Source organism: Paenibacillus nuruki, assembly GCF_001721045.1.
Lineage (GTDB): Bacteria > Bacillota > Bacilli > Paenibacillales > Paenibacillaceae > Saccharibacillus > Saccharibacillus nuruki.
In genome coordinates this window covers 253,794-272,727 of the sequence record NZ_MDER01000031.1, presented here as the reverse complement: position 1 = coordinate 272,727, position 18,934 = coordinate 253,794, and the positions used below count along the sequence as shown (strand labels likewise).

At 40.2% G+C, this 18,934-nt stretch carries 15 protein-coding genes; 12 read left to right on the top strand and 3 right to left on the bottom strand.

All coding sequences use genetic code 11. The features are described 5' to 3' along the window. Positions 1–72: 72 nt before the first annotated feature. The 3 genes from PTI45_RS06905 (at position 73) to PTI45_RS06895 (ending at position 1,843) form a co-directional block, all read left to right on the top strand. A complete protein-coding gene (locus tag PTI45_RS06905; protein WP_069326802.1) occupies positions 73–465 on the top strand; it encodes a response regulator in 393 nt (130 codons plus the stop codon). Positions 466–549: 84 nt separating this feature from the next. Then, positions 550–1,191, top strand: a complete 642-nt coding sequence (locus tag PTI45_RS06900) for a deoxynucleoside kinase (protein WP_069326801.1) — start codon at positions 550–552, stop codon at positions 1,189–1,191. Beyond that, positions 1,169–1,843 carry a deoxynucleoside kinase gene (locus PTI45_RS06895; protein WP_069326800.1) on the top strand — a complete coding sequence of 225 codons (675 nt, stop codon included), beginning with the start codon at positions 1,169–1,171 and terminating at the stop codon, positions 1,841–1,843. Before PTI45_RS06900 ends, PTI45_RS06895 begins: the two co-directional genes overlap by 23 nt. A 94-nt stretch (positions 1,844–1,937) precedes the next feature. Here the strand turns inward: PTI45_RS06895 and PTI45_RS06890 are convergent, their stop codons facing one another. Then, on the bottom strand, positions 1,938–2,621 hold the full coding sequence (locus PTI45_RS06890) for a hypothetical protein (RefSeq protein WP_069326799.1): 684 nt from the start codon (positions 2,619–2,621) through the stop codon (positions 1,938–1,940). 19 nt (positions 2,622–2,640) lie between these two features. Then, a complete protein-coding gene (locus PTI45_RS06885; RefSeq protein ID WP_069326798.1) occupies positions 2,641–3,810 on the bottom strand; it encodes a cation:proton antiporter in 1,170 nt (389 codons plus the stop codon). Positions 3,811–4,222: 412 nt separating this feature from the next. Here PTI45_RS06885 and PTI45_RS06880 point away from each other — a divergent pair, with 412 nt between their 5' ends. From PTI45_RS06880 to PTI45_RS06865, 4 genes are all read left to right on the top strand, one after another. Beyond that, positions 4,223–5,347 (top strand): FAD-dependent monooxygenase, encoded by a 1,125-nt coding sequence (locus PTI45_RS06880; protein ID WP_069326797.1) that lies wholly within the window; start codon positions 4,223–4,225, stop codon positions 5,345–5,347. Between the two features lie 276 nt (positions 5,348–5,623). Further along, positions 5,624–6,160 carry a type IV pilus modification PilV family protein gene (locus PTI45_RS06875; protein ID WP_069326796.1) on the top strand — a complete coding sequence of 179 codons (537 nt, stop codon included), beginning with the start codon at positions 5,624–5,626 and terminating at the stop codon, positions 6,158–6,160. After that, positions 6,144–6,722 (top strand): PulJ/GspJ family protein, encoded by a 579-nt coding sequence (locus PTI45_RS06870; RefSeq protein WP_069326795.1) that lies wholly within the window; start codon positions 6,144–6,146, stop codon positions 6,720–6,722. Before PTI45_RS06875 ends, PTI45_RS06870 begins: the two co-directional genes overlap by 17 nt. 49 nt (positions 6,723–6,771) lie before the next feature. Then, the gene (locus PTI45_RS06865; RefSeq protein ID WP_069326794.1) at positions 6,772–8,592 is read left to right on the top strand and encodes a hypothetical protein; all 1,821 of its coding nucleotides are present in this window, start codon (positions 6,772–6,774) and stop codon (positions 8,590–8,592) included. Between the two features lie 133 nt (positions 8,593–8,725). Here PTI45_RS06865 and PTI45_RS06860 read toward each other — a convergent pair whose 3' ends face one another. Continuing rightward, a complete protein-coding gene (locus tag PTI45_RS06860; RefSeq protein ID WP_069326793.1) occupies positions 8,726–13,342 on the bottom strand; it encodes a DUF5057 domain-containing protein in 4,617 nt (1,538 codons plus the stop codon). A 212-nt stretch (positions 13,343–13,554) separates the two neighbouring features. On the opposite strand from PTI45_RS06860, the gene PTI45_RS06855 reads away from it, so the two are divergent. The 5 genes from PTI45_RS06855 to PTI45_RS06835 all read left to right on the top strand — a co-directional run bounded on the left by PTI45_RS06855 (position 13,555) and on the right by PTI45_RS06835 (position 18,929). Beyond that, complete coding sequence (locus tag PTI45_RS06855) at positions 13,555–15,219, top strand: GspE/PulE family protein (RefSeq protein ID WP_069326792.1); 1,665 nt, start codon at positions 13,555–13,557, stop codon at positions 15,217–15,219. A gap of 65 nt (positions 15,220–15,284) precedes the next feature. Then, positions 15,285–16,334, top strand: a complete 1,050-nt coding sequence (locus PTI45_RS06850; protein ID WP_069326791.1) for a type IV pilus twitching motility protein PilT — start codon at positions 15,285–15,287, stop codon at positions 16,332–16,334. Beyond that, on the top strand, positions 16,334–17,539 hold the full coding sequence (locus PTI45_RS06845) for a type II secretion system F family protein (RefSeq protein WP_069326790.1): 1,206 nt from the start codon (positions 16,334–16,336) through the stop codon (positions 17,537–17,539). Before PTI45_RS06850 ends, PTI45_RS06845 begins: the two co-directional genes overlap by 1 nt. Positions 17,540–17,589: 50 nt before the next feature. Then, the gene (locus PTI45_RS06840; RefSeq protein ID WP_069326789.1) at positions 17,590–18,048 is read left to right on the top strand and encodes a prepilin-type N-terminal cleavage/methylation domain-containing protein; all 459 of its coding nucleotides are present in this window, start codon (positions 17,590–17,592) and stop codon (positions 18,046–18,048) included. A gap of 89 nt (positions 18,049–18,137) precedes the next feature. Beyond that, a complete protein-coding gene (locus PTI45_RS06835; RefSeq protein WP_245703443.1) occupies positions 18,138–18,929 on the top strand; it encodes a prepilin peptidase in 792 nt (263 codons plus the stop codon). Positions 18,930–18,934 lie beyond the last annotated feature (5 nt).

Sequence of the window (18,934 nt, the reverse complement as noted above, 5' to 3'; positions counted from 1 at the left end):
CTGGAATTAAGCCGAAAAAGAGGTGAAACAACCTCTTTTTCGGCTTTTTCTTTTTTAGAAAGGAAGGATTACATGCAACCTACCAAAATCCAGATTCTATATATTGAAGATGATGGAGTTAATATGTTACTGATGCGTCATTTGATTAAAAAGAAATTGCCATCTGTTGAGTTGTTAGAAGCATCTACGATTCAAGAAGGTATTGGATTGGCGATACAAACACAACCTTTTTTAATATTATCTGATATTCATTTTCTAGGCATGAACGGATATGAAGGTCTGACTCAATTGAAAGCAGATTCTCGAACATCGACGATACCCGTATGGGCGATCAGTGCTTTTGTACTGGAAGAAGATATTCGCAAAGGGAAAGCTGCTGGATTTGAACAATATATTACCAAGCCGATTCATATCGGACGATTCGCCAAATTATTAGAAGCCTATATTGAGCAAAAAACTTCTTAACATAGACAGCTACAATCGTTCTTCTTGTGATACAATACATAAGTCTGTTTGAAGATTATTGTAACAGGAAGGACATCCACATCTATGAAACAAACCCCGTTTATTGCTGTAGAAGGCGCTATTGGTGCTGGTAAAACAACACTTGCAACGATGTTAGCTCAGGAAATGAATATCTCGATTATCAAAGAAATTGTAGAAGAAAACCCTTTTCTCGGTAAGTTTTATGAGAATATCGACGAATGGAGCTTTCAGCTAGAGATGTTTTTTCTCTGTAATCGTTATAAGCAATTGGAAGATACCGGACTACAATATATAGCCAATCATAAGCCTGTTATTTCCGATTATCATATCTATAAGAATTTGATTTTTTCAGAACGTACACTGAAAGGTGTCCAACGGGATAAATACCGTCAAATCTACCATTTGTTAACCGATGATCTACCTAAGCCTGATATTATTTTGTATATCCGTGCTGATCTAGAAACGTTATTATATCGCATCAAAAAGCGGGAACGTACTTTTGAACAATCGATGGATACAGCGTATTTGGAACAATTGATTCTTGATTATGAAGAAGCGATGGCTTCGATTGCGATTAATGAACCATCGACTCAGATCATTACGATTGATGGTAATTTGATTGATTTTGTGGAAAATAAGGAGCATTTCGCACAGATTGCTTCTGATCTAAAGGAGCTTATACATGAACGAATACAACATACCTGATAATGCACTTATTACTGTCGCTGGTACTGTAGGTGTAGGTAAATCAACATTAACATCTGTGTTAGCAGAACGCTTGAATTTCAAAACATCTTTAGAAAAAGTGGATCACAATCCATATTTGGAAAAGTTTTATCATGATTTCGAACGGTGGAGCTTTCATCTTCAGATCTACTTTTTAGCAGAGCGATTTAAAGAGCAGAAAGCTATTTTTGAAGCAGGTGGCGGTTATGTTCAAGATCGTTCGATCTATGAAGATACCGGTATTTTTGCCAAAATGCATGCCGATAAAGGAACCATGTCTGTTACGGATTATGAGACGTACACAAGCTTATTCGAAGCGATGGTCATGACGCCTTATTTCCCGCATCCAGATGTATTGGTCTACTTGGAAGGCAGTCTGCCATCGATCTTGAGCCGAATTGAGCTACGTGGTCGCCAGATGGAGATTGAGACAGAGCGTTCCTACTGGGAGCAGATGCATGGGCGGTATTCGACGTGGATTAACGAATTTACAGGATGTCCGGTGTTACGTCTGAATATTGATCAATACGATGTTCATGATCCAGCTTCGGTTGATTTTATTTTGCATGAAGTAGGTAAAGCAATTCAGTTGTCTCGTAGTAAGAATTTGAGTCAAGTGGAACAAGCGTAGTAGACATAGAGGTAACTCACCTAGCAAAGACGAAAGACTCTCATAACGAGAGTCTTTTTTTGATGCCAAATATGCGATTTGAACCCATATAGTATTAATTCTGCTGTCTGGTAGATGCAATACTTGATAACGATGTAAGGGCTGGTGTTAAGAAAGTCTCAGATTCTTTGCCTTCTGGAGACTGTACACGGAAAATATAAGCATCTTTGCTCTGTTCATCTTCCCAGACAATATAATCATACAATCCTTTTTCATCAGAAACTTGTAAAAGTAAACTTGCCTTTACCATTGGCCCTTCAGCTAACTGGTCGCCTTTATATTCTTTTGCTTCGCCATACGTTGCCAATTCTTTTATACCTTTCGTGCGCAACTCGTCTAGGTTGAAATCAGAAGATAATTTTTCAATGTCGGCATAGTATTTAGGATTATTCGTTAATTGAAGACGATGGGTTGTAGTATCTAATGTGTATCCATCAAACACATATAATGAATAATCATTGCTCTTTTTAAGCGTAGCTGTCCGTTTATCGCCCATTCCCATATCGAAAGACTTCGTAGATTCACGTTGTTCGATTGAAGCTGTTGCTTCGTCTTTTGAAGATTCTGTGCTGTCTGCTACCGTATCTTTATCCACCTGTTGATTCTCTGTAGTCGTAGATACCACTGGCTTGGCTTGCGAGTCTGTAGCTGGAACCGTGGTTTGCTTTTGACAGGCTGTCATAGTGAGGGTAAGCAATAATACAGAAGCTATGGTTAAACTTTGATTTTTTACATTCATGATGACTACCTCCTCTGATCTAGATATATTTGTCAGGTAAAGCAGGATCATTACGACTAAATAATATCTTAAGTACTGGCGGTGCAATCAAAGTTGTCAGAATAATGATAATAATCATCGTTGTGAAAAATTCAGGCAGAAGCAAGCCTGAGCTAAGACCAGTAGAGGCAATAATCAAAGCCACTTCTCCACGCGATACCATTCCAGCACCTATAGCAAAAGAAGACCGTTTATCAAACCCTGTTAAACCTGCTCCAATCGCTCCACCAAAAAGCTTGGTTACTACAGCTACAATAGTCAGAATAATAAGCAATCCAATCTGCTGACTAACTCCTTCAAAAGAAACATTAAGACCAATACTTACAAAAAATACAGGAACAAATATAGAATAGGCGATCGGCTCGATTTTTATTTCAACCTGATGTCTAAAAGGAGTCTGCGAAATAGCCATTCCTGCGGCAAATGCACCAATAATACCTGCAATCCCCATTGTTTCTCCAAAGTAAGCAAAAGCAAAGCAAAAGACTAGAGCTACAGTTAATACAGGTTCCATTACACGGAACTTAGACATCCATAATAGCACTTTTGGAATGACTAACCAGCCTACGATAAAGATGACAGCAAAGAAAATTATCTTTTTGATTAAAATGAACTGAATAGAAACATCTCCACCAGCACCACCCGAGAAAAAGCTAGTCAATATGGCTAGTAAAATAACAACCAATACATCGTCTACAACTGCTGCTCCTAAAATAGTTGTAGCTTCTTTTGAATCTAGTTTATTCATTTCTTTGAGTACTTGCACTGTAATACTAACGGATGTAGCACTTAATAGAACCCCCAAGAACAGAGAGTGGGCTACAGAAAATCCGAACCATTCGCCTACACCAAATCCACCCATCAGAGGAAGAATAATTCCGCTTACAGCAACAGCTAATGCCGATTTCCAATTCTTTTTTAATTGTTCTAAATCTGTTTCTAACCCAGCCATAAACATTAATAACAGAACACCAATTTCAGCAAAATACTCTATAAATGAACCTTGATGTATCCATCCTAATACAGCAGGACCCAGCACAATCCCTATTAATAATTCGCCTAACACAGAAGGCTGTCCTAAACGAACGGACACATGCCCAGCTATCTTAGTCCCTAATAAAATAAGCACAAGATACAATATAAATTCCATATCAAACTCCTATTTGTAGATTTGTCTGATTCGAATCGACACATGAATAGTAACATATAGTAAGTTGATTGAAAACAACGATTTTAAGGTGCTTAAATCGTTTTTTAAACACTACAAAACACTATTTACATCATCGTATGAGTAAAAAAATAATATTAGTTTTGTGGATGCTTTGGAGGTCTTAAAATTGATGAGGTGATAGAGTAAAATAGTGGATAATCATTTCTTATTATTTTGAAAATAGACAATAATATACTTCTTTGTCCATACTTTTGCAAAAATAGCAATCTTACATATTAAAAATTTTACATGTAAAATATAGGATATAGCTTATTTTTAACTATTCTTTTAGATGCAGTTGAAAATGCTGTTCAATCATCGAGTTGTTTTATTACACAGAAGGAGCTGCATTATGTCGAACACTATAGAAAATGTAATTATTATCGGAGCAGGAATCGGAGGATTGTCTGCTGCAATCTCTCTACGCAAAATTGGACTACATGTAACTCTATGTGAAGGTAGTGCTCATGATGCACCTGCGGGTACAGGCATTACACAACCTCAGAATACGTTTAAAGTGTTAAAAGATTTGGGTGTCTACGAAGAGTGTCTGGAGCATGGAGTACAACTGGATAGTATGCAGATCCTGAACAAAGAAGGACGGATACTGTTAGAAGTGAACCAGAAGTTCCTTAATGAAGATTTACCGGGGCGTAATTCAATCTGGCGCTCCAGTCTAAATGATATTTTGCTCACCAAAGCTTTATCACTGGGTGTGACGATGCAGTGGAATAAAAAGCTGAAAACATATGAAGAAGACGAACAGGGTATAACGGTTTATTTTGAAGATGATACGATCTTAAAAGCCGATCTACTGGTAGGCTTTGATGGTATTCATTCCCGGGTACGTAATATTATGCTTCAGCGTGAAGTTCAATCGTCTTATCTAGGTATGGGTTCATGGCGTGTACCGATTGAGTTTCCTGCGGGTACATTAACTACCACAAGTTATATGTTACTTAATGAAGACAATAAAGTAGGTATATTCCCACTGACTGCTACCGATGGATATATGTTTATTCTGAAGCCTGTTCAAGAAGATTATCGTGATCCCAAAGAACAGCGTTATGATACTGTTCGCAATATGTTAGAACCGTTTCAATGGAAAAAAGATTTCCTGAACAACTGTTTCCAACCGGATAGCCCTATCTTATTTAATATGATTCGTCAGGTTGTGCTAAAAGAAAAATGGTATAGCCAACGTGTTGTGATCGGCGGAGATGCGGCTCATGCCAGTGCTCCCAATCTGGCGCAAGGTGCAGCGATGGCTATCGAAGATGCGATTGTGTTAGCTGAGGAAATAGATCAACATCACTCGTTATCTGAAGCGTTATCGGCTTATTATGACCGAAGATATCCAAGAGCACGAGAAGTGCAACGGTTGTCTGAAGAGTTGCTGATTAATGAAATGTCTGGTAAATCGTCGCAACAAGAGATTATTCAGCAGTGTGATGCTTTACTAGAAAGAGCCTATTAAGTACAGATATTATGCTATTTAAATAACCATGATCTATAAAGCACCTATAAGGTGCTTTTTTTCTTTGTCTTTATTTCGGTTAGATAGATGTATACAAAATTAGGAAGGTTTGACGATTCATCAGGCATTTTATCGTTTCTGGAAGAGTCTATATTTGAAATTGAAAAAGGATGTATAAAGTTAAGAGCGTTATTGGTCGAAGAAGTAGATAAGAGCATATCTCTAATGAACGGATGCTACATCTATGATGACAGCTAGAGAAAAAGGAGCCTACCGATGAAAAAGTATCGCAAATATGAAGAGGGCTTTACCTTGATCGAAGTGATGGCGTCAATCGTTATTCTGGCGATTGTTTCATTAGTATTGATGTCTTACTTTAGCGATTCTTTATCTTATGCCAAAACGAATGCGAATAAAACAGTAATGGTGAATCTGGCGCGTAACGCATTAGTTTATACCGAAAAGCAAGATTTTGATACATGGAAAACGTATTTTCAATCCAATTCTACTGTCGATAGCCGAAAGTGTGAGTCGATCAGTAATTGCAGTCTATACGCTACGCTGGTGGAACAACCTCAAGTGTTAGCTGCGGTACTGAATCCGATTGTTAATGGAGTGCAATATCGAGTCGCTATTCAGTATCAGAAGAACTTACTTCCAACAGCGACTTCTAGCAGTACAACAGGTACAGCCAAAGCCCAAGAATCAACATATCTGCTTCCTATCCAGATCAGTGTACATGGACCTGAGGAAAAAGCAGGTCAGGTCGGAACGATTGTGGAGGGATATATCACAGATGAGAAAATTCGTTAATCGATTACGTCGTCAGGACGGATTTACATTAGTCGAAATGATTCCTACACTGCTGTTGGTAGCTATGGTCATGACGATGGTCTATGGAGTGGCTCATTTTGGAATGCGTAGTTACAACCAGATCAAAGTTGAAAATTCTTTGCGTGATGAAGGCGATATTTTGATGTCTTCGATTATTACAGAGCTATACACTTTTTCACCAGACCGAGTTCGTCAGTTAACTGTAAATGGCAAAAATATAGGCATCCGTCTGGAACGTGATCCTGCTATAACGAGTGGAACAGGTACGATAGAAGCTTTGAATATTTATATGCAAGCAGGGTCACTCTATATCGGTGATTTGCAGAGTATTAGTAGCTCTTCTACAGTAACATCAATTGTACTTCCCAAAGATCAGGTTAGAGCGGTGCAGTCTCAGTTAGGAGATAGTTCGTTTATCCAGATTCAGTCCGATGGTCGAACAGTCTATAATAGCGGCATTATTCAGATCAAATTAGCTTTGGCTCAGACAGTACAAGGTCAGAGTAAAAGTCTAGTGCTTGAAAGTAATTTTGGATTTTGATAATCCATACTCATGGGATAAGGCTAGAGGTTGAAAAAGGAGGTTATCCATGTCTGTATTTCGAAAGTGGACGCACAAGATTCGGCTTTGGCTAGGTCATACCTATACTAACGGTAGATCTGTTCCATATAAGCAAGAACAAGGATCGGCATTGGTAATGGTGATGTTTGTCGTTCTGATCTTGACTGTATTGGGTCTGGCAGTATTAAGTGCAACCGTAGGTGGAGCCAAGCGCACCGAAACACGGGAAAATGATGTACAAAGTCTACATCTAGCGCAGAAGTCATTGGATGAAACGGTAGCTTATATTACGGCTCAATTGGATCAGAAGCAAAATATTGATCCGATTAGTCTAAATACAGATATTCTGAGTATTACGCAACAGATTCAGAATCAGATCAATGCAGGTGTGAAGACGAGTACTGATCTGCAAGTCTCAGGAGCAGGGCAATCACAGTCTAAGCTGATGTCTATTGTTTATAAAGGACCAGAGAAAGGCGCAACTGCCCAGTTAACCCGGTATGCACTTACTTTAACGGCGCAAGCCAATGTAAATGGTGTAGTTCGCACACTGGTACAAGAAGTAAATATTGATACGTTTCCCGAATTTCTAAGTTATGCACTGGGTTCAGAACATAATCTGATTCTAAATGGAGCACCCAATATTATAGGGAATATCTACGCAGGTGATGGTCTGATGACCAGTCATACGGCTCGCTATACGTACAAAGCAGCCAGTCATACCAAAGCAACTCAATACCCACATCTTAATGGAGATGCTTATGTACAATCGTTAGAAGCGATTCAAGAGGAGAAAGTCAGTAACCAGTATACGCCGATTAATATGGACCCTACACTGGCTAATGATAGTCTAGGACGAGTGTTAGGCATTTCATTAGAACAAGTTAATATCAAAAACAAAAAGAAATTCGTACAGGTCAATCTGGATCAGACCTTTATCGACAAAATTGCTGAAGCGGTCTCGGTCAATCGAAATGATATCCAGACGATGTACATCAATACAGGACAGAACCCAGCTCAACTGATGACCGATGTTGCTAAACGGTATGGCATCAAGCAATTAACATTACCCACCAAGCCAGCTACTCCCGTTCGTCCTGCAATAGGCGCTCCATCTACCGAGTGGGATCAATACAATGCCGCGGTTGCCGCTATGCAGTCGTATGAAGAACAGATGGCTAAACTTAAAGTCACACTTGCTACTCTAGACCAATCTGTTTTATTTAACGGTGATCTTGAACTGGATGGCGTTACTTTTAATCAATTGAATTATGCACAAAAAGCAGGAAAATGGTTTTTGCTCAATGGGAATTTGACGATTGATAATTACCAGAAAAATTCGATTCAGATTCGTGCCAATATGCTTACCGCAGGTAATGTGAATATTCAGGGAGAAGCTGATTTGGACGCAACTATTTATGTCATGAAGAAACCAAGCAATCCAGCCGATTATACAACTGTTCTTCAAGACGCTACAATCAAAGGGTTAAATGGCAAAGAGGTTGTCTTAATGTCCAAAGGTGGTATTTTACTCAATCGTATCGAAGCATTCAGTAGTACACCGACAACGATTAAAGGATTCTTTTACACCGAAGCTGCGGCAGATTTGTATGGGGTCGGATCGGTATTCTGGTTGGATGGAGGCTTTTTTGCTAAAGGCGATCTGACTGTTAATGCAGTGGTCGGGGATGCTGTCGGAGGCGCAAGCGATATCGAAGTCAATCCTTCTTCCAATGTAGGAAGTCGCTTCCGGGTAACCTATAATGAAGGAGTATATGCAGATCAACAGGCAGGCCTACCACGGATTCAACAAGTCAATGTACGTGTAGGTAAGTTAGAACTTAAATAAGAAATAGAGTGGCTGTATAGCGAATCTCAAGCGTACAGTTGCACAATAAAAAGGCACTTATGATCTTTATTCAGATCGTAAGTGCCTTTTTGGTATTGTTTATTGTTATTGAATGATCAACTGTGGAAATGAATTAATAGCGATCACCGTTTGTATTTTTGGCGAGTACTTTAATCGTAACTGTTGCCCGAATCGAATTTTGATCGGTGTAGATCACAGTGGCTTCAGCCGTTCCTTTCCGTATTCCTTTCACAATACCATCTTTGGTTAACGAGATATTGCCTGTGTTGGTCGTGCTCCATTGAAGCGCATTTTGTAGAGCAGCGGTTAAGTCGACATTCGCAGGAGTGAAGAACAATACCGAGTTCAGATTCATCGAATCGCCTTCCCAAATCTGGATCTCACTTGGTAATCGTAACCCAGTGAGTACAGGTACAACCTGCACATCCAATTGAGCTTGCTTACCGCCTCCGCTAACGACTACGGTCACTGTTCCTTTTTGGATACCGGTGACGACTGCTGTATTGCCTGTGCCTATAATCGTAGCATAACTACTTTGAGCAGGATCAGCGAAAGACCATTTGAAATCAGGTATATCCGCATCTGCTGGTGTTAAGATCGCTTGTAATTTAATGCTTTCGCTAATATTGACTTTGTTGGCTCCGATAATCGATAGTCCTTGCACAGGTTGAACCACCTGTACTTGTTTTTTTACTTCAATCCCACCTGCATTTACGACTACAGTGACTATTCCTTTTTGCTTTCCTGTAATTGTAGCGGTATCTCCTGTACCGGAAGTGATTCCAGCTATTGTAGAGCTGGTTGGACTTTCAAATGACCAGCTATACTTCGGTACATCTGCATTCGCAGGAGAAATGATCGCTTGCAGATTAATCGTTGAACCTACAGCGACTATATCTGGACCTTGAATAGTAATCTTCTCTACTGGTCTAGTGATCACAATTGGATGTTCGTCTGTATAGGTACGACTTGGCGCCCCATTGGTCGTCACTGTAGCTACCAGTGTTACTGTTCCTGAATCATAGCCACGAACAACGACTTTCCATGGATCGAGAGTGGTTGGAGTCAGTGTCGCTTTGTCTTTGTCTGCTGGATTTTTAAATGTCCATGTGACCGTTGCTTTAGGGTTAGCGGGTACTAGAATCGCTTGTAATGTAGTACTGTCGCCTACTTTAAGTTGATCTGCTCCCACAATAGATACCCCTGGATTCGTCACCACAACGGTGGCTGTTGTAGAAATATTGCTACCATCTGTTGATGTAATCGTAATACGAGCTGTACCCGGTGCAACAGCAGTGATTGTTCCATTTTCACCTGTAGGTGTTACGGTTAGAACAGCCGGATTGTCTGATTTCCATTGCAGTACTTTGTTATTCGCATCTGCTGGTAAAACAATCGGAATTAATGTTTTCTGATCGCCCACCCATAAGGTATCGTTAGGCAATTGCAGACTGGTAATTCGCACTACAGATGAGAAGATAATATCTGGGAATACAATATTGACCCGTTCGGTAGGTACAGGCGTAGCAACTTGAATATCGCCTTCAAATGGATAAAGTGAAGCGCTATGTCCTGTCCCTGTTAATGATCCTCCGATCAATGTTCCTCGAATATCTCCGCCAAAGGTAACCGCTGCTCGTGGAGCAAGTACTGTGCCCGGAATATTGATACTGCCTAGATTAAGCGCAGTGGCTCCGCTAAAGTTGAACAATACTTTCTTAGGATCAACACCACTACTTACGGTTAATCCACCGCTCATATTTACAACTGTTCCATCAATATTAACCAGTACCGTTGAGCCTGCGGGTACATTGATATTAAATGAATTGGTTTTGCTGACGTCTGCACCTGACACATTAAATACATTAGTGGTAGGGTCTGTACCTGTTAATGTGATCGTACCCGACGTTTCCACTTTGGTTGTTCCTGTAGCAGGAACCGTTGCTAATCGGTCTGTCTTTTTGAGTAACTGTGCACCTGCGGCATCGAAGTCGATCGGAGTGCCTTTTACCGTTTTGATATAGAAAGGACTAAATGCAATTCCTCCATAAACAGCATTCCCGTAATTTACCGTCCCACCTGCAAGACTCAAATTCAGATTTTTACCTGCTACCAATACGCCTGTTCCTGTTGCGGCAGAAGTAAGCTTGGTTCCGATATTGAATCCACCGGCTAGCGTCACTGTTCCAGCTCCTGCAACACGACCTTCTGTTGAAAATCCAGAAGCATTCATATTGATATCGCCTAGCATAAAGATATTGTAATCTCCCGGTGTGCCAAGATCGCTTATAGTTTCAAAAGCATTATGAATATCTGCATAATCTAGCTTGGCATTAACCAGATTATACGTACCCTTACTGACGGGCGTTACGGCTACCGAGAAGGTAAGTGCATTTGGATTATCCGGTGTATACGATTGAACATTATTTTTGGTCGTTAGAGTGTACGGAATATCAGTTAACGTCTTTTTCAATGTATAGCCTGTAACTAATGTACCTTCTTTGGTCATGCCTTCAGGTAAATTACCAACAATTTCTAAGTTGGGTGGCAACTTCTCGGTATATTGAATATTAGAAATAAGAAGCTTATTAAACCCTTGTTCTTGTGAATTGACGGTCTGAATAGCAATCGGTTGCGGAGTCACTGAATACAACATTGTAAGTGGTGCATTACGCTGAATTTCTCCATTTTGTACACCGGATACAATTTTACGATCGGTTAACAAATTGGCACGCGTTTGTTGAATGTTTAATGTTGTGATCTGCTTAGATACAGCCCCTTGTTTATCACGGACTGTAATTTCAATTTGAAGAGTACCGCCTTGTGGTAAAGGATTGGTAAATGTTTCGGTTACATTTTGACCGGATAAGACTGTTTTTTCTGAAATTTCAAGGTCAGGCAGATACACGCCGTTTGATTTGAATTTGACGCTAGTATATACGTTACGATCTTTAAGATCCAAGTCATTCGGCATATAGCTTAGAACAAGGTCTTTCAGATAAGAAGGCTTAGTGCTCTGATCGGTTGGGGCATTGATTGTGATATACGGAGCATGATTCGATCCGATAAATGCTCGATACAACGTATTTACAAATAATTTCTGCTCCCATTGAGGGAATTTATTATTGGTATGACCTGTACCTGAATACGTTACATTTCCTTTGGAATACGTATAGTAATGATTCCAGCTATCAGCGGCATCACGACTACTACCAATAATGTTGTACCAGGAGACGACATCGGGATCTTCCAAATTCAGCGTATAGTACTGGTCATGCGTAAGATTGATTTGACCTACATAACCGCCTGTATTTGTAGGCGCTTGACTGAGATCAAATGGATATTGTGTTAATAAGCCATCATTGACTACAGCTGTACTTGAAGAAGCAGAGACTGCATTCAGACCAATATTCGTTTTGGGTGCAATCTGACCCGAAGTCGGCTGGAAGTAGCTTAGCCATCGGCTAGAGTTAGTATTACTTTTGTCATAAATCGTATCATGGGTAAACATAACCCCTTGACCGGACGCAATAAATTTCTGAACCGCTGTCGCAGAAGCATCGGTTAACGGAGCGAACTGATTGTATTCATCCCGAAAACCAAACACAAGCATATCGTACGTTCCATTTAACGTGCCATAGACAGCAGGCGTATTAAATTCACTGAACGATTTGACAGTAATATTCAAATTATAATTATCACTATTGAGATAACTTTGTGTCATATTAGCAGTGTTTAACAGACTGCTAGCATTTCCATCAGAAGGTAATACTTGAAGGACACGCACGACGGTTTTTTCATCTTGATATCGAATAATCCCTGTGGTGTAGTTTTTGAGCTGTCCGCTACTTTGACGATCTACAATTTCTAATTTCCAATACAGTAGACCTGAATATGCTTTGGGAAGCTTATATTGTAACGTTCCATTGGATTGAGTGAGCGAAGTCGTCGCTACCAGTTGATCTCTATCCATCGTAATCACTTTATCGATTCCCAGATACAGATTCGCTTCTACCCCTCCACTACTAAAATCTGTAATACGATCTACATTAAAAGCAAAATTGATCGTATCCCCTTGTTTGTAAGCATTGGTCTTGTTCACAGAATAATCAATAGGTGCTGAAGTCACTGTAAACTGAGGACGCTGCATCAGTAAGGCACTAATCGTAGAACTTGAATTTTTCATTTGTGTTACGAGTGCAGTTAATCCACTATCATCGACAAAAAATACATTATTCACTTTGGATGCGGTCTGATTGTATTTAGCAAATGTATCATACAAAATACGCTGATCTGCCTGAGCTTTGGACGTATTAGCCGTCTGACTCAGAATCGAATTGTGCAAAATAACCGGTAATCCTTTATTGATATAACTATTCACAATATCATCCGCTTTGAGATGTGTAATATCGTTCATGACGGGAGTGGTATTGTGATTATTTCCTTGAACGCCTGTAGTGCTATACGTTCCTTTGCCAATGTAGATGGCATCATATTTGCCGTCTAATTCTTCACGTTGGGCTACAAATTCTTTCATTCGAATCGAACGTACAGTGAAATTAGACACATTTGCAAGCTGGCTTTTTAGTGACGACGTTCCATCATCACTAATTTCTAAAATACGTACTGGATATGCGGAAGCAGCACCCACCATCATATGGGTAATCGGTATGATTATTAGGCATAAAAGTACGATAACAAGAGGGATCCAGCGCTTTCTGATATTCATGTATCAGTTCTCCTTAATATTTCTAGTTCGTTATATAACAAATATTGTAAAGCTATCCGATAAAAATGGAGTAGATGATATATATATCGGTTGCAAAGGGTATTTCAAAAAGTCATTTCACTCAATTTATTAGTTGTCATTCTATCTATTGAATAAGTAAGCATATATGGATCCATAAGTACGTCATCATAATGGCTATGGAGTTGAAATGAATGAAAATGTTGAAAAAGAAATTAGGCGATCTTCTATTTGAAAGTGGTCTAATTTCGCAAGAACAATTGCAACAAGCTTTGACCGAACAAAATAAATCCAAACGCAAGCTTGGTGATGTATTAATAGCTCAAGGATTCATCACGGAGCAGCAGTTGATTGAAGTGTTAGAACTTCAATTAGGTATTCCTCATGTGAGTCTTTTTAAATATCAGATTGATCCAGCGATTACGCAGATCATTCCTGAAAGTATGGCGAAGCGATATCAAGTACTTCCTTTTATGAAAGATGGCAGTAAATTAACGGTAGCGATGGTTGATCCACTGGATTACTTTGCGATCGAAGATTTGCGGATGACCACTGGCTTCCGTATTGAGCCAGCGATCTCTAGTCGGGATGAATTACAGCGCGCGATTGCTCATTACTATGGACTGCGCGATTCGATGAGTCTAATGATGGGCGAATTGCCTACGCAAGATGAGATCGAAGAAACCGAGATTACCGATGAAGCTTCACCTATTGTTCGACTGGTCAATCAGATGATACAGCAAGCGGTTCATTTGAAAGCTTCTGATATTCATGTCGATCCCGGTGAAAATGATGTGGTGATTCGTTATCGTATTGACGGTGTGCTACGGACAGAGCGTCATATACCCAAGCAAATGCAAGGATTTATCACGGCTCGTCTTAAAATTATGGCGAAATTAAATATTGCTGAACGTCGTTTACCACAAGATGGACGAATAAAGCTACAGTTTGATCTCAAAATGGTCGATATTAGGGTATCTTCATTACCAACCATGCATGGCGAGAAAATCGTGCTTCGACTTTTGGATTTAAGTACAGGAGTGAAGCCGGTAGAACAACTTGGATTTGATCGTAAAAATGCAGTCTGGTTTCGTGAAATGATTGAACAGCCTTACGGCATTTTGTTAATCACAGGCCCTACAGGTAGCGGTAAAACAACAACATTATATTCAGCACTTAATCTATTGAATACCGAAAGTTCCAATGTGATTACGATTGAAGATCCGGTGGAATATCAATTAGAAGGTGTCAATCAAGTTCAGGTGAATCCTTCGATAGGGTTAACATTTGCTGCCGGATTGCGTTCGATTTTGAGACAAGATCCTAATATCGTGATGGTCGGTGAAATACGTGATGATGAGACCGCAGAAATTGCTGTCCGTGCTTCATTAACAGGTCATCTCGTTTTATCGACGATTCATACCAACGATGCGGTCAGTACTGTTATGCGTTTGCGAGATATGGGCATCGAGCCTTACCTGATTGCTTCTTCATTGATCGGGATTGTCGCTCAGCGCTTAGTGCGTCGCATTTGCTCGGATTGTAAAGAATCTTATACACCGACTGACCAAGAGCAGATTGTACTTCAGACTCATGGCTTAGATGTACAAGTACTCCATCGGGGGAAAGGTTGCGGTAACTGTAATAAAACCGGTTATCGTGGACGTGTAGCGATTCAGGAAGTGCTTAAGATCGATCAAAATTTACGCCGAATTATTACCGAAGGTGCAGCGATCGAAGCGATTAGAGAAGCTGCCCAAGCGCAGGATATGGTCACACTGATGGTAGATGGATTGCATAAAGTCACAGAAGGTGTAACCACTATTCAAGAAGTGATGCGTGAAACCGTTGCTTATTAATAACAGCTATCTACCACTCTAGGAATGATGAACATGATCTGAATGTTAAAGGGGGAAAGACAGGAATGGCTCATATCGGTCTGGGTATCAAGGAATTACTTGGTAACATGCGAGATGCAGAAGCTTCTGATTTGCATGTATCGACCGGATCAGCACCTATTATGCGGATTCACGGGATGCTCCATACAGGTAAAGGGGAACTTCTTACAGCTAGTGATACAGAAGAAATGGCGCAAATGCTATTAAGGGAAGATCAATGGGCTACTTTTCAGCAAGCAGGCGAATTGGATTTTGCGTATATGCTTGAAAATGGATCGCGTTATCGGATCAATGTTTTTCGCCAAAAAGGTCATATCAGTATCGCAGCAAGATCGATTTCTGATCGTATTCCTACATTAGAGTCTTTGGGATTACCGCCGATGCTCAAAGGATTAACTGAAAAGCCTCAAGGGTTGGTGCTTGTCACAGGACCTACAGGTAGCGGTAAATCTTCTACACTGGCGGCAATGATTGGATATATCAATACCCATCAACGCAAGCATATTGTGACGTTAGAAGATCCAATTGAATATATACATGAACATGGATATTCATTGGTGAATCAAAGGGAAGTTGGACATGATACAGCAAGCTTTGCCAATGGAATTCGGGCAGCATTACGGCAAGACCCTGATGTATTACTGGTAGGGGAAATGCGAGATTTGGATACGATCTCTGCCGCTGTAACCGCAGCGGAAACAGGACACCTCGTATTCGCAACCTTGCATACCAGTGATGCACCACAGACAGTAGATCGGATTATTGATGTGTTTCCTGCTCATCAACAAGGACAGATACGCATCCAATTAGCTTCGGTACTCACAGCCATCATTTCACAGCGGTTATTACCATTAGCTGATGGGCAAGGTCGAGTATGTGCGACTGAGATTCTGATGCAGACGCCAGCGATCGCCAATCTGATTCGTACTGAAAAAACACATCAAATCAAAAGTCTGATGCAGACGGGACGAATGTTAGGCATGCATACACTGGATATGAATATCCGAGATATGTTGCAACGTGGACAGATTTTGCCAGCGGTAGGGAAGCCATATCTTGCTGAGGTGAATGCTTAATGGCTCAATTTGAATATCAGGTACGAACCAATAGTGGCAAACAGCTCAAAGGTACGTTAAATGCAACGGACAAAACAGCCGCTATGGAAGAATTGCGTAAGCGTGGATTAACTGTATTTTCATTGAATGAACGACGGATGACCCTTTTTTCCAAAGAAATCTATATTGGTAGTCCGGTCAAAACGATTCATTTCATTATTTTCTGTAGGCAGTTCTCGACGTTGATTCGTGCAGGAGTTACGATTCTGGATGCCACTCGAATCCTTGCCGACCAGACTGAAAGTAAAGTATTACGCAAAACGTTACAAGATGTATATTCCAGTCTGATGCGCGGAATTGCTTTGTCACAATCGATGCAAGAACATCGGAAAGTCTTTCCACCGCTATTTATCAGCATGTTACGAGCGGGTGAAGAATCGGGTGATCTGGAAGGGACGTTAGATCGTCTCGCTGTTTATTTTGAAAAACGTCATGGTACACGCGAAAAAATCAAATCAGCATTGACGTATCCTGTCACTGTGGGTCTTCTAGCAGTAGCAGTAACCGTATATCTACTGGCAGCCATTATTCCGCAATTTGTAAATATGTTTGCTTCGATGAATGCAAAGTTACCTGCAATTACAGTGATTGTATTGTCACTCAGTAATAGTTTACAAAAGCAGTGGTATATCTGGGTATTGGTACTTCTGCTTCTTATCATTTCCTATATTATTCTTCAACGTTCGGAGCGGGGAGCCTATTGGATTGATTATGCCAAGCTCAAAGTCCCTATTTTCGGAAAGTTAAATCAAAAAGGCTCTATTGCTCAATTTGCTCGTACGTTTTCCTCATTATATGCGAGTTCAGTACCTATTCTACAAGCGCTCACTATTGTAGAAGAAGTAGCTGGCAATAAAGTGATCGAAGGGTATTTGCGTCAGGCAGGAGAGTCATTGCGTAAAGGAAATCCATTATCAGAACCACTTAAAAAAGCATGGGTATTCCCACCGATGGTGACTCAAATGATTGCTATTGGTGAAGAAACAGGTGCACTGGATCAGATGCTGAGTAAAGTAGCTGATTTCTACGAGATGGATGTAGACAATACAGTGGATCGACTCAAATCATTGCTTGAACCGTTATTGATTACTTTTTTATCTGCTATTGTCGGGATTATTGTGGCAGCTATTATGCTACCGATGTTCAGTCTGTATAACAATCTGTAAGTATTCACATCAAGAACAACACTACATTTAATTAACTGGAGGAATTCAAAATGATGAGCAAAGTGATGAAACGTATGGGTAAAGAGGAAAAAGGGTTTACATTGATTGAGTTGCTAGCTGTTATCGTTATTATGGCTATCATCGCTGTTATCGCTATTCCAATGATCGGTAATGTTATTAATAAATCCAAAGCAAATGGTGATTTAGCTACAGCTTCGCAAGTATACAATTCAGCTCGTCTGTATGTAATTGGTGAGAAAAATGGCGATTTCACTACTGTTGCAAACAGAACAGTAACATTGGCTAACATGACAAGTACTGGATATTTGAATGCTGATACTAGCTTACCAAGTTCGAAACAAACATTAACAGCTGCAACTGTAGTATTTACAGAAAAAGGTGAGCTGGTGAGTGTTACTCTTGCACCTGTAGGTCAGGGATCAACAAATGGAGCATACACAGCGGCTCAAGTTCTGAGTGCAACTCCCGCAACTCCGGCAGCTAACTAAACAACAATAGCTAAAAGCTAATCATTCAATCATAAACGAATCAAAAACCTACAAAAGATCGGAACCATGTTTCCGGTCTTTTTGAAATCATGAATAAGAAAGTAGATTACATCACAATGGATATGATGTTATGGATAAATATCTATATTGTTGTACTGGGTATGGTATTGGGTTCCTTTTTCCATGTGGTTGCATGGCGTGTACCTGAAGGGCAGTCGATTGTTCACCCTCCGTCCAGTTGCTCACATTGTCAGCACCGTTTATCTGCGCTAGATATGATTCCTGTGCTTAGTTATATCGGTACAAAAGGGCGGTGTCGGCATTGTAACACACGAATATCGATTCAATATCCAATCGGAGAAGCGATCACAGGTCTACTATTTCTATGGGTATTTCTTCATTTTGGATGGACTGGCGATACACTAATCGGTTGGTTATTGGTGAGCTTGTCAGTGATTATTACTTTATCGGATCTACAAGTGATGAAAATTCCGAATAAAGTGTTACTCTTTTTTGCTCCTATTTTTCTAATCATGGTCGTATGGTTACCTGGCACGATTAGTATCGTTTCACATCTGAGTGGAGCGATTGCAGGTGGAGGTATTTTGTTGCTGATTGCCTTTATCAGTCGTGGTGGGATGGGCATGGGCGATGTAAAGCTTTTTGCTTTGTACGGATGGGTCATCGGATTTTCAAATATTCTGCTTGCTCTTTTTATAGCGTGTTTACTTGGAACACTAGTAGGAATGGGATTAAGACTACTCGGTAAAGTGCAAAAGCAACAACCGATTCCATTTGGTCCTTTTTTAGCAGCAGGCACTTTAATTGCTTTTATGTATGGAGCACAGATAATAGACGCATATCTTTCGCTTATTGGTTAGGAGGA